The organism is Kitasatospora sp. GAS204B (assembly GCF_029892155.1).
Classification (GTDB): Bacteria; Actinomycetota; Actinomycetes; order Streptomycetales; family Streptomycetaceae; genus Kitasatospora.
Map to the genome: position 1 here is coordinate 150,656 of NZ_JARZAG010000014.1, position 12,956 is coordinate 163,611.

The following is a 12,956-nucleotide window of genomic DNA, read 5'->3' on the forward strand; positions in this document are numbered from 1 at the left end:
GACGCGGTGATGGCAACCCATCGCCGGACGGGGCGGGCGGGACGGCAAGACGATGGGCGACGCACGCGGTATCGACCGAGAGGAACCGGTGACGATCAATGTCTGAAGAGCGCGTGCAACCGGCGACTGCGCCAGAGCCGCAGTCCGGCGCGACTACCACGCGGTGGGTGCCTCGCCTGCCCCGGATGGGGATCCCGCTCCCCCGGACGGGGATCCCCCTGCCCCGGGTGCCGGCGATGCGGTGGCAGGTGGCTCGTGCGGCGGCGGCGACAGCTGGGTTCTGGGGCGTGGCCATGGTGGCGCGACTGTTCATCGGCGGAGCGGTTGGCCGCGGCGACGACGGTAGTGGTCATGGGCTGATGTGCTCCCTGAACCTGGCGCCCCGCCGGGCCCTGCCCGACCCGTCGGCCTACTTCGCCCCGCGTTTCGGTGCTTTCCGTTGGGCGGGCGAGGCATGTGCCGGGGTAGGTGGTGACCGCCCGTATCCCAGTTCGCAGCATCTCCTGCTGGTGGTGGCCAAGCAGTTCACCGCGTTGCTCGGTCGGCCAGGCGAACTGGATCTGCGGGTGCTGGCGCTGCTGTGCTGCTGTGCTTTCGCGGTGCTGATCGGCCTGCTCGTCTGTGTACTGCCGTTCCATGTGAGGATGCGCGTGGCGGTGGCGTCCATGGTGGCGTTGGCGACCATGGACTCCGCGATCGCCCCCTTCTTCGACTCCCCCAGCGCGCAGCCGGCCGTCATCGTGGGGATGCTGGGCCTGTTGTGCGCCCTGCTGCGACTGGCCCGGCGCGAGTACGCGACGGTCGGCGGCCTGCTCACGGTGAGTGCGGTGGCCCTGTGGACACTGGCGGCCACGCGGCAGTCCCCGGCGCTGCTGGTGGGTGTGGTGGTGGTGATGCTGTGGCGTGGGGTGCGCCTGTCGCACCCACGGCTTGTGCGTCAGGACCATGACGAGGCCGGTTGCGATGGTCGCCATGCTGTGTCGGTACTGCGTGGTGTGGCTTCCCGCGTGCCGGCTCTGGTGCTGTGTGCCGCCTTGGCGGCCGCGGTGGTGGGGTTCGAGCGCCAGCAGTCGCACGCCGATCTGGGGACGAGCGCATACCGGCAGGTCTTTATGGAGATCCTTCCCTCCGCTCCCAGCCCGCCAAGCGCGCTGAAGAGCCTGGGGGGGGACCCCTCGCTGGCCGGCTACGCAGGCGTCCCGCTCGCCTATGTCGCGGGGGCACCGGGCTACGCCGCACTGAGCCACCACGTCGACCTGCCGCGGATCGCGCAGTACTACGCGCTGCATCCCAAGCAACTGGTCAAGCTTGCCGACCGCTCGCTGGCGAGGCTGACCCAGCCCGACCCCGATGCAGTGGGCAATTATCCCCTTGGGCACGGTAACCCGCACGAACAGGAGGACCGGCTCCCGTTCGTCGCGCTGGCGCTGTCGCTGACCACGCCGGTTCGCTGGCTCGTCTACGCCCCGTTGTGGTTGGGATCGGCTTTCCTGGGTCTGCGCATCATGCGCTCCAGGCGCCTGGACGCCGGCGGGCGCGGCCTGGGGGCAGCGCTCTTCGCCACCGCCGCAGCCGCGGTCGGCCACTTCTGCGCGGTCATCCTCACCGACGGCGCCAGCGGCCCCTTCCAGGAGACGGTTCCCACCGTGTACTGCACCCTTCTGCTCATCCCGCTGCTGTTCGCCACTCTCGGTCTCGTGGGCGACAACGTTCCTCCGCGTCCCCAAGACGACGACCGGGGCCAGGGTGCCGGCCAGGCAGTTCGCGTTGAGCAGCGGCCGGTGGACACTCCCCGTTCTCGGGTGGGCACGCGTGCGGGGACACCCGAGACAGCAGGCGGCGCTCGGGTGTCCCCGCCGTCATAGCGGGAACACCCGCCCCCTGCTCATGGCAGCAGGTGAAATGACGATCCGTCACCCACCTTGCCCACAAACGGCGGTGGTTGCGTCATTGACCCCCCTCTGAGCGCTCTCCCCGAGCAGTAGTTCCACTTCTTTCCCGAAAGGCACACATCATGATGAAATCCATCCAGCGGGGCCTGGCAGCGATCGGCGCCACCGGTGCTATCGCGGCCGGTCTGGTGCTGGGCATGGCGGGCAACGCGTCGGCCACCACCGGCGACTGGGGGTGGGGTACCCCTGGGGGGACCATCTTCCAGCCGGGCACGACGACCTTCACCGGGACGTACCCCAGCTCCGCCCTCTCCATCAGCTGCTTCAGCAGCAACGGGTGCCAGTACGACCCGACGATGGTGATCGTCGGTACCCCGCTGAACGGCGCCACCCTGGGGCCGGTGGGCCAGACTTCATCGCTCGTGGCCCTCCAGAACAACGGGACCCCGATCGGCCCGGTCGGCACCTGCACCATCACCAGCTCGACCCAGGTGGTGTGCTCGCCCACCAGCACCGGCAGCATCTCCGATGGTCAGCTGCTGTCCATGACCGGCTCCGCGACCCTGACGGTGCCCAGCAACCTGCCCAACGGCACCCCGGTGTACGAGACCTCGTGGCGCGACGACGGTGGGATGACCGGTAACTACGACGGCAACGACAGCAACATCGCCACCGTGATCAGCCCGGCCGGCGCGCCGATCATCGACCCGGCGGTGGGCGCTGGCACCACTGCGGCGGCCGGCGTCGGTGTCGGCGGCCTGGCGCTGCTTCGCCGCCGTCGCGCCTCCCGGGGCTGACCTGGGCGTTCACCACAGCCGTGCCACGTCAAGTCGCACCCCTTAGCGGACTCCTGACGCGGCACACGCCATGCAGCTGGGGCGGGGCTTTCTCGAAAAGCTCCGCCCCAGCCGTCCTTGGAGGTTCACGATGGAGCTGCGCGGTCGGGTCTGGGGAGCTACCGCACTCGAGCAAGGCGGTCATTACCCGTGTGACGGCCTCGTGCCGACCCCCTACGAGGGCTGGACGCGCGCCGTGAGTATCGGGGCCCCCACCGTGGTGGTCTTCCACTGGGTCCAACAGCTGACACTCGCCCCCTACAACCGCGGCCGGGCCAACTCCCCTCTGCGCAGGGGACCGCGACGTCTCAAGGTCGGCCTGGCAGCGCTGGTCCTGCGGCGCGACTTCTGGGTCTTGGACACCGCCGGCCCCACAGATGTCCAGCAAGTCACCGCCCTGCTCCCCGAGCCCACATGCAGCCGCTACGGCCGCATGGCGATCACCTGCACGGTCCAGCCCCAGGACGAGACCGCCCGCCTCGTCATCAAGTTCGACATCGAGAAGAAGGACGGGCTGCAGCACACCGTCTTCAGGCAGCTGCTGGCATGGGGCGACCTACTCGTGATGCGCAGGCAGCTGCTGAGGCTGAGGCGACTCGCCGAGCGGGATGCGGCACTGTGGCGCTCAGGCATGTGATGCCCTGGCACGGCCCGAGACTGCTTCACACCTCCTGCTTTCCCACAGCAAGGACGCCCCCGTCTGGAGAGATGATGCGCCGCCTGCGCCGGGCCCGGCTCGTGAGCCGAGCAATCCTTCGGTGCATCCGCCGGCTTTGGCCGCACACCGCCGTACCGCACCAGCCAGGTGCCAACAGGATCCGCGCGCGCTGGGCAAGCGCTCCGAACCCTCACGACGACCTGCGCAGCGACGGCAAAGCCCAGGTGCCGCAGAGCAGCCCCAGGCTGATCCACCACGACGGACGGCTCGCCGAGCTGCGTGACGACCTCCTGTCCGCGGATGTCTTCGTGCGCAACTTCGCCGAAGTCGCCGACGTCCTGGCCACCGCCGGGCTGCGCTTCGCGCCGATGCCTGGGCAGGACTGCCGGATCTGCGCCGTGATCGCCCCGGGACAGCGCACCAGGGTCCTGGCAGCTCTCGCGAAAGCCTTCGCCGGGCAACCGGTCTACGCCGACCTCCTCGGACACGACGTCACCTTGGGCACCTCACTGGCCGAGCACCTGCCACAAGCCGTACGCGCCCTGGAGTCCCCGCCCACCCACCAGTCGTTGCCGGAGCTCGGCAACACAGCGCCGCCCGCACCCGCGGTGAAGGTGAAGGGCGTTCGAATCTACCGCCCGGTGGTAACAGGAAGACGCACCCTGGGCTACGGACCGGAGCACGGCTGCGATCTGGATTTTTGGGACTCGGCCACGCCTTCGCTCGGAGCCATCGCCGCCATCCATGAGCCGCCGTTCGGCTGGTGGCTGCCGTCCCTGGCATCGGACAGCACACTGCGCATCGGCGAGCGCGACTACCCGGTGCCGGCAGCATTCACCCAACCCCTGCTGGAAGACGTCACCTTCCCGGTGGACGCGGTAGTCACCTGGGTCGACGACACCGACCAGACCTGGCGCCAGCGCCACAGCCTGGCCCAGGCTCAGGCCCAGCTGTCCGGACACCCACCCTGCGGGGCCCGCGAGGAGCGTTTCCGCAACCGCGACGAGCTGCGCTACTGCCTGCGCTCGATCGCGATGTACGCCCCGTGGATTCGGCACATCTACCTGGTCACCGACGATCAGCGACCGACCTGGCTGCAGGCCGAACGCCCAGGGCTCACCGTGGTCTCGCACCGCGAGATCTTCCAGGACCCCACGGCGCTTCCGGTCTTCAACTCGCACGCGATCGAGTCACAGCTGCACCGCATCGCAGGCCTGGGCGAACACTTCCTCTACTTCAACGACGACGTGTTCTTGGGACGCCCGGTCAAGCCTGAGCAGTTCTTCCAAGGAAACGGCGTGCCGCTGGTGAACCTCGACTCCCGCATCATTCCGCCAGGTCCAGCCACACCGGAGGACGACAACTACGTGGCTGTGCTGAAGAACACCAGGGCTCTAGTGGAGCGCGAGTTCGGCCGCTCGACCAGCCGCGCCTTGAGCCACTCCGCCCATCCTCTGCTGCGCAGCCTGCTGGCAGCGACCGCGGATTCCTTCGCAGCCGAGCTGGTCCAGACCACCCGTTCGGTCTTCCGCTCGCCCAGCGACCTGGCTCCGATCACCCTGGCGGTCAGCTGCGGCTTCCTCGCCCGCCAGGTCGCCTGGGGCGAGGTCCGTCACCGGCACGTCAACGTGGACTGTTCCACGAACATTGACCACTTGTCCGGCTTGCTCAAGGCACGGGACATGGACACCTTCTGTCTCAACGACGGCACCGTGCAAAAAGCGCTGCGGGCCCAGCAGGACGAGATGGTTGCCACCTTTCTGGAGGACTACTTCCCGGTCCCCGGGCCTTTCGAGCAAGACCGGCCCACGCCTCCCCCACAGCCCGGGGGCTTGGTCGAACGGGGCAGGTGACGCATGGGAAAACCAGCAACTGGCGAAGCCCGCAGGGCCAGTGGCCGCTGAAGCACCCAAGCTCACCAGCTACCGGATAGGTGGCGGGTTGAGGCCCAGAGCGGTGGCCGCCACGGCGACCTCGCCGACGCCGGCCGGCTGCCCGACCAGGAACTCGTCGACGCCGACTACGTGAGTGTCGACCACATCCTGGCCGCCCGGGCACTGCACGAAGTCGAGCGGATCGGCCCGCTGCCTCCGGACTCCGCCTGGCAGGCCCACGGCCCCGAGGACTTCGACCTCACCCGCTTCACCATCGACTGGGAGCATCAGAACGTCATCTGCCCCAACGGAGCTGCCAGCCGCAACTGGAGGGACGCCAGCAGCGCCGACGGCCTGCCAATCGTCCAGGTGCCGTCAAAATGCCCGACTGCGGGCCCTGCCCCGACCGGCCCTGGTGCACCCGCCACCAACGCCCGAGGCCTGACCTTCCGGGACCAGCCACAGTTCGAGGCCCAGCGTCGCATCCGCGAAGAACAGGCCACCGAGGCCTGGCGCGATCAGTACGCCACCCGCTCCGGCGTCGAGGGCACCATGGCGCAGGCCTCCCACCGCTGCGACGTCCACCACGCCCGCTACCGAGGTCTGGCCAAGGTCCACCTGCAGCACGTCCTCACCGCGATGGCCCTCAACCTCGTCCGCGTAGACGCCTGGCTCACCGGAACCCCACCCGGCAGCAGTTGGACCTCGCGACTCACCGAACTGCGCCAGTCACTCGCCCTCGCTGTGTGAATTGGCCAGCAGAGCCCTCAGCGGGGGTACTTCAAGCGGCGCGTCGCCCGTAACATCGGGCTGCTGCACACCCACGCAGGGGCACCCAAAGCCGCACGGCGAGCGCTGCAAGTGACGAACCAGCAACGCCATGTAGCCAGCCTGGCAAACCGGCATGTACGCTGCGCTCGTTGCCGTGGGCGGAACAAAGGCGGGGGTCCGGTCGCCTTCCGTGGGGGAATCACGACCGGACCCGGACGCGTACCGCCCGGCTCGACCGCTGCCTCGTGGGGGAGACGGCGACAGAGCCGATCGATCCGGCGGCACGGTCCGGCCGTCGTCTCGTGGGGAGCGCGGCCGGACCACCACTTGCTATCTGCTGTCATACCCGCAGGCGTGGGAGTCCCTGCATGCCCCAAGCCTCAATCAGATAACCATTTTCCCAAGCCGGGACAGGGCGGAGCGCACCTGACCAAGCTGTACAACCAGTCCGATCCCTCTCCTGGAAAGCCGCCCGTGGACAGATGCCTGGCCGCAGCAGGTCAGGCAGAGCAGATCCCCCGCTTGTAGTCGACCGTCGCAGCCGCCTGGGAGTACTGCCACTGGGGCGTGAGGAGCACGGCGTCGAGCTGGGAGGCCGCTGCCGGAGCCTCCACGATGTAGCCGAAGTCCTGCAGCCAGACCGGGTAGAGGTTCTTGGAGCCGATGTAGAAGGCCGAACTGTCCACGGATACAAGCTTGGTGTGCAGAGCGTAGGAGTGACCGTCGGCCCAGGTGGGATCCGCAGCCGCGCGCAGCGGAGCGAGCTGCAGGTTCTGACACATCGCCGCGTTCGCACTCGACGCGTGAGCGGTGATGGCGGTCAGCCGGTTGCGCAGCAGGTCGGTGATCTCGGTCAGCGACTTCATGTTGGAGTACCCGCTGCCGAAGCTGCCGCCGGAGTCCGGGGTGCTGACGACGATGCGGACCTTCACCCCAGCGGCGAGCTTGGCGGCGAGCAGGTCGTAGAGGCGGATGTCGTAGCGAGGCAAAGGCGGGCAGAGGCCGTTGAGGTCCTGCTGGGAGATCTCGATGTGACTCGTGGCGCTTGCGATCAGCGCGCGCAGGGCGCTCTCCTCGGGGTTGACCGTTTCGTAGTCGCGGTCCTGGTTGGTGTTGTCGTGCAAGGTGATCGGGCCGCACCTACTGTCGGTGGCGAGCGGCGGGAGCGGGCGGTAGGTAGAGGTCGGGTCGACGTCCTTGATACCGACTCCCAGTCCTCCGATGGCGATCACCGGCACATCGCCTGCGGGTGGAGCGGGAGTCGGATTGCGGTCCTTCTCCAGAGTCGGCTGGCAGGCGGCGCCGTTGGAGGAGGCGAACCAGGCGGCCGAGAAGATTCCCGTGTTCCGGCAGGTCCAGGTCCACAGGGTGTCGAGGTAGGCGCCGGCGGAGGACGCGGCGGGGCCGACCAGCGCGAGGTCAACGTCGGTGACCGGGTGCGCGGTGTTGATGTAGTCACCTGTCCAGCTGTTGATGCCGCCAGTGATGACGCTCCGCCCATCGACCACCAGCAGCTTCGAGTGGTTCCACGACAAGGCGGTCTTCGCGGTGGTCATCGACGCGACGTTGAGCGTGATGCGCGCGGCCGCCCGGCCTAACTTCCTGACCAGCTCATCGCGGTAGGCGGAGGGCAGCACGGTGGCATGGGCGATCGGTGCGGCGCCGACCAGGATGCGGACCTGGAGCGTGCTGCCGGCCTCCGCCGCGGCTTTGAGCCCGGTGACGATCGCGTCCTCGAACGGTCCGTCGGGGAAAGGTGCGAGTGTGGAGACGTCGACCGTGCGGGTCGCATGCGCGATGTTCTCGGTCGTCTTAGCGAGCAGCCGTTGGGTTCCGGGGCGCTGGGCGCAGGTCGCGTCACCCCAGCAGCCGGGGGTCTGCAGCAGCCATCCCGTCGGATCTCCGGCGGTGGTATCGAGGTTGTTGCCCGAGGTACGTTGCCAAGCGGATCCTTCGAGGCCAGGGGAGACTTGATGAAGCGTCTGCTGGATGGCGTCCAGGTGCGGGGTGGTGGAGGAAAAGGAACGCACGGGGCGGGAGACCGAGGCGGAGGCGGGCGTGGCGGCCTGTGCGGCGAGGACCGCGGCCAGGGCCAGGGCGGATGGGGTGAGCGGGCGGAGGCGATGGCCTCGGCGACTGAACATGGCGACGTCCTCTCAGAAATGACGGCTGGTGGGCCTCGTGGGACTGTGGGGCTGGCAGGTCGCCTGGGGCGGCGCACAGTCCGACTCGCCCACCCGCCACGCAGACATTTCCCATAGAATTATCAGACTTGACTGAGGCTTGACCTCTGTCCAGGGAAAACCTGACAAGCTTTAGCACTTGACGGGGCGGCGGATTGACGCCGGCCGCCGATCGGCATTCTGGCATCGGACACTCCACGTCCCGCCTAGCTGCGCCAGGCGCCCGGATGGTAGCTCGAAGGCCGGAACGACAGCGCATCGAGCGTGTCGGGCGCCCCCTCACCATCCCTGTCCGCAGCACATTCAGCGCCACGCCGGCGAAGGGACAACCTGTTTAGCGAGCGTGCGATCGACGGGCGCACCCAGTCCCGTCGGACACCACAGCGAGCACAGCACGCGTCAGCAGTTCGGGTCCGAGGCAGGCTAGTTCGGACATCAGCCCGACCTACGCCCACAAGCACGAGGACCGGGCCAGCAGCTCGCCGCCCCGGCGACGGTCGGGCTCAGCCATAGATGCGGCAGCAGGTGGCCGCTGCCACAATTGCCTGCTTCGAGAGTTGAGCTCACGCCCTCCAACTGAGGCCTGATATTTGGTGACTGAGGGCCAGGCGGTGAAGCCTGGCTCCGCAGCGCGGGACACCTCGGCTCTTCCGGGCGGCAACCGTCCCCCGCTTTCTCTGAGCATCACCGAGTGGCAGATCCGGAGACAGCTGCCTGGCGGAACCCGCCTTGCTGTCAAGGCTCCGCAGGAGAAGCAGGCGCGCGCCCAGGTACGCCGGTCGACCAGCGGCATCGGGGCTGGACGCACGAGGAGGGGCTCGACCGGCCCTCGCAGCCGCGCTGAGCTGGGACGGATGAGTCGAGAAACGTAACGACCCATGGGCCAAAATACGTCATCGTGAGCAGCATTGACCTAGACTCGGTGGCCGAACCAGCAGCTCGGGCAGCCAGTGAAGCGCATAAAAACAATTTGGTAACTACTCATCATACGTCACCTCCGTTATGAATTTTTACGCACCAAGTCAGCAATGCCGCGTGATTGCACCTATCGAGAGGGCCAGGAATGCCTGATGGGCACGCCGGATTGGGGGCGTGATAAGCACTCCTGATCCGGACCCTTGTGGAGCTGAGCATGGAACGAGGTCATTCGCCCGCAACCCGGCTGGCGTTCGCCCTGGAGCGCCTGGACGCCACAGCAGCTCTGCTTGACACCCTCGACGAACAGATCCACCGCGCTGAGGCCGAACTCAGGCAGCCCTCGCCTCAAACCGCAGCCGCCCCCACAGCCCTGCAGCGCCTCAACGACCTTAACGAATGGCACATCCTACGCCGACGCCTGTCCAATACCTACGCCAAACAGGCGTACGAAGCGCTGGTGAGCTGCCTGGATGCAGGCCAAGGGCCGCACGCGTCGGCCGTACGAGGAGGCGGCCCGATGGGCTTCTGGTTTCAGCCGCCGTCACTTGGCACCGGGCTCCGCGAGGACGAAGTGCGCATCGAGGCGGCCCGACAGCGCGTGCTCGAGGCGCTCCAAGCAGCGCAGGCCCCCGCTGCTTCATCACCTGCCTGCCCCTCATCATCCGACAGCCAGGACGCGGCACAGGAGCTGGCATGGCAGCTGCCCGACCGTCTCCGCCGGTACGCGGAGACCATTCGGGCCGTCTTGACGGGCCTCCAGAAGGCACCGTAGCGGCGACGGGGCGTGCGGGGAGACGTCCGTGGGCACAAGGCAGGGACGCAGGTCCGAGCGTGGGACACCCAGCCCGCCTTCGATCCGGTCGCCCTCGGCAGCGGCCCGCCCATGCTGCTTGAACGAAACCGGGCGAGCGTGAGGCACCCACGGCCCGGGATCGGGCGGACCCTCTGGTCCGGTGCACTTCCTCCACGACCCGGCTCGGCCGTGTCACCCTGACGCCGGGTCCGTTTTGCCCGGGCCGACGCTCTGAACAGCCCCTCTACCCGGCCCCGAGCACCTCTGTGAGTGCGTTGACGGGATGGCGGTGTGGTGCGCCACGCCGTCTCAGCGTGCGTGGTAAACGCGCACAATACACACGCGCTCGTCACACGGATACACGGGATGCGACGCGATCAGGCGCGGACGGATCGCATCTCCCAGGCGGGCGCGTCCGGACCCGTGCCAGCCAAGCATGTCAGTGTCGGGCCCGGCAGGGCACCCAGGCGGGTCGAGGCGGTGTGCGACAAGTCAAGCGCCTGGCGGACCGGGGCTGGCCGTGGAGCAACCTCAGCATCGGCGCACTCCGCCTCGCAGGCGCCCACGGCATCGCTCCCGCCCTGCGACACGACACCAGAGACCCGCAGCGACCACTCGCCATACGCGGGCTCAGGTGCTCGCAGACCGGACATCCCGCAACTTGCCGAGCCCTGGGAGCCATGCGCCACCAGCTCTTACGACGAAAGACTGTGGGCATGCACCCACCAAAGCCTACGCCACAGCGGACCGTAAGCGAGTAGACACCACCGCAGCAGATTACAGATATTGATGGCTGCCCATATCCGACAAGGAAGTTGAAGCATGTGAATAAGCCTCAGGTGGCTGACTTAGTCCAGTTCGCCCGCGATCACTCACCGTTCTACCAAGCACTGTATGCCGACATTCCAGTGGGCATCGACGACCTCGCTGCCCTGCCCCTGATCGACCACGCGACGTTCTGGGCCGCCCACGGGCCGCAGCACAGCCAGGTCCTGACGGCACCGCATACCGACGGGATCGTGTTCAAGACCGGCGGGACCACCGGGGCACCACGAGTGTCGCTCTACACCCGAACGGAGTGGCGCCAGATGAGCCGCCGGTTCGCCAAAGGGCTACCCGCCACCGGACTGCGCGCCGGCGACCGCGTGGCAAACCTCTTCTACGCGGGAGAGCTCTACTCCAGCTTCGTATTCACTCTGAACCTCCTCCAGGAGGCGTCACTGCCCACCGTCCAGTTGCCGATCGGCGGTGCCGCCCCTGTGCAGGCCACGGTTGCCGCCCTGCGGGACTTCGATGCCACCGTGCTCGCCGCGCCCCCCACCTCCCTGCACCGCCTGGCCCGGCATGTCACACAGACCGTCGGCACACTGCCGAGGATCCGTCTGCTGCTCTTCAGTGGCGAGGCCTTCTACGACGACCAGCTCACCCTGCTGGCCCAGGCCTTTCCCGGAGCCGTTGTCCGCTCGATCGGGTACGCGAGCGTGGACGCCGGCATCTTGGCCGGCCCTGTGGCCCGGGAGAACGACACCCGAGTCCACCAGGTCTTCGGCCCTGACAAGGTAGTGGAGCTGCTGGACACCGAGACCGGCGAGCCGATCGAGGAGCCGGGCCGGAGCGGGCGGGTGGTGGCCACCGACCTGGTGCGGCGCCTGATGCCGATCATCCGCTACCCCGTCGGCGACCTGGCCCAGTGGGTGGACTACCCCCGGCGCCGACTGCGACTGCTGGGACGCGCTGAAGAGGGAGCACGGGTGGGCCCGGTCACGCTGTACCTGGATGACTTGCGCACCCTGGTGAAAGAGAGCGACGTGCAAGGGCGCGTCAGCGAGGTGCAGGTGGTCCTGCGCCACCGCGAGGCCCGCGACGAACTCGTGCTGCGCCTGGCCCACACGGCCAAAATGGTAGAGCTGGCCGTGGCAGCGCAGCAGGCGCGCCGCGCTATCGAGAACGCCCTCGCCAGGCGTCTCGCCGTGGAGAGGCCGATGTTCACCGATCACGTGGAGCGCGGCGTCATCCACCCGTTGGCGGTGGAGTGGGTGAGCCTCGAGGAGTTGGCGGTCAATGCACGCACCGGCAAACTCGTCCGGCTCGTAGACGAGCGCGGGCACTGACGCCGCGTCACGCAACGATGGCCGCGTGCGCGGTGAGTGACACAGCATACGGACCCGTAGGCCATAGCAGCTGGCCGACGCCCACGGCCCGGGCGTCGGCCAGCTTCAGGACACTGCAGGCCTCATTCCGCTACACGATTCTCGCTCCGACCGCCCACCCATGCGCGCCGGTAGTGCTTGACATGCTGGTGGGCGACCTTGACCACCTCATGCCAGAACGGGACCGCGGTCAGATAGGTACCCAGCGCCGCCAGAACGCCGAAGGCCGCATCCACGCTCTTGCGCCCCTCCTTGGCCCAATAGACGTCTTCGAGGTCGAGCAGCAGAGCGAACTCGTCCACGATCAGCGCCGCACCGGCTCCGTAGGCCCCGGCCACCAGTGGATGACGAATCGCTCGTTCGTCGCCGCGCACCGCCACCAGCCCGACCCCGGACAGGACGCCGATACCGAAGTTGTAGTGGTGCAGATGCTTGGTCCCGACCGAGACGTTGCCCCAGGGCAGCCACCCCCCGCGAATGCCGTGCGTGATCACCCGCGTGATGGCGAACGTCGTGCCGAAAGCGCTCCAGGTCACCAGTAGCGACTGCTTGGTGGGCGACAAGTGCTTCTCTGCCGCCAGCCGCCATCGACGGACCAGCTCGAATATGTCCACAATTTCCACTTCATACTGAACCAGTTGGTCTCGCGAAGCAGTCATCGGTTACCTACCAGCCGCCTCGGCCCGGTTGGGCCTTGTCCTACGGTCGCCGCAGAGTTCGCGTCGCCCGTCCTGCCCACTGCTGTTGCGCATCACATCCGCGACCCGAGCAGGTTTGCTGTCCTGTGGCCGGTCCGCTGTGGCCTCGTGCTCCGGGCAGCCCCTCGGATCTGGGCTCTGGCCGCTGTGCCCTGGACTCGACTGAGAAGCTCCTTCCACGTC

Annotated in this window: 9 protein-coding genes; 7 read left to right on the plus strand and 2 right to left on the minus strand. The window is 68.0% G+C overall.

What is annotated here, in order from left to right; translation table 11 throughout:
• Window positions 1–293 precede the first annotated feature (293 nt).
• From P3T41_RS20620 to P3T41_RS20640, 5 genes are all read left to right on the plus strand, one after another.
• A complete protein-coding gene (locus P3T41_RS20620) occupies window positions 294–1,865 on the plus strand; it encodes a hypothetical protein (protein ID WP_280691436.1) in 1,572 nt (523 codons plus the stop codon).
• Window positions 1,866–2,014: 149 nt separating this feature from the next.
• On the plus strand, window positions 2,015–2,689 hold the full coding sequence (locus P3T41_RS20625; protein WP_280691437.1) for a hypothetical protein: 675 nt from the start codon (window positions 2,015–2,017) through the stop codon (window positions 2,687–2,689).
• Window positions 2,690–2,924: 235 nt separating this feature from the next.
• Window positions 2,925–3,365 (plus strand): hypothetical protein, encoded by a 441-nt coding sequence (locus P3T41_RS20630; RefSeq protein ID WP_280691438.1) that lies wholly within the window; start codon window positions 2,925–2,927, stop codon window positions 3,363–3,365.
• A gap of 74 nt (window positions 3,366–3,439) precedes the next feature.
• Window positions 3,440–5,239 carry a hypothetical protein gene (locus P3T41_RS20635; protein WP_280691439.1) on the plus strand — a complete coding sequence of 600 codons (1,800 nt, stop codon included), beginning with the start codon at window positions 3,440–3,442 and terminating at the stop codon, window positions 5,237–5,239.
• A gap of 171 nt (window positions 5,240–5,410) precedes the next feature.
• Complete coding sequence (locus tag P3T41_RS20640; protein ID WP_280691440.1) at window positions 5,411–6,010, plus strand: transposase; 600 nt, start codon at window positions 5,411–5,413, stop codon at window positions 6,008–6,010.
• A gap of 521 nt (window positions 6,011–6,531) precedes the next feature.
• Here the strand turns inward: P3T41_RS20640 and P3T41_RS20645 are convergent.
• Window positions 6,532–8,175 carry a phospholipase D-like domain-containing protein gene (locus P3T41_RS20645; RefSeq protein WP_280691441.1) on the minus strand — a complete coding sequence of 548 codons (1,644 nt, stop codon included), beginning with the start codon at window positions 8,173–8,175 and terminating at the stop codon, window positions 6,532–6,534.
• A 1,171-nt stretch (window positions 8,176–9,346) separates the two neighbouring features.
• Here P3T41_RS20645 and P3T41_RS20650 point away from each other — a divergent pair.
• Together P3T41_RS20650 and P3T41_RS20655 are read left to right on the plus strand one after the other, a co-directional pair.
• Window positions 9,347–9,904: a hypothetical protein gene (locus tag P3T41_RS20650; RefSeq protein ID WP_280691442.1), complete on the plus strand. Its 558-nt coding sequence runs from the start codon at window positions 9,347–9,349 to the stop codon at window positions 9,902–9,904.
• Between the two features lie 860 nt (window positions 9,905–10,764).
• On the plus strand, window positions 10,765–12,036 hold the full coding sequence (locus P3T41_RS20655; RefSeq protein WP_280691443.1) for a phenylacetate--CoA ligase family protein: 1,272 nt from the start codon (window positions 10,765–10,767) through the stop codon (window positions 12,034–12,036).
• A 122-nt stretch (window positions 12,037–12,158) separates the two neighbouring features.
• On the opposite strand, the gene P3T41_RS20660 is transcribed toward P3T41_RS20655, so the two are convergent.
• A complete protein-coding gene (locus P3T41_RS20660; protein ID WP_280691444.1) occupies window positions 12,159–12,689 on the minus strand; it encodes a hypothetical protein in 531 nt (176 codons plus the stop codon).
• Window positions 12,690–12,956: the final 267 nt, after the last annotated feature.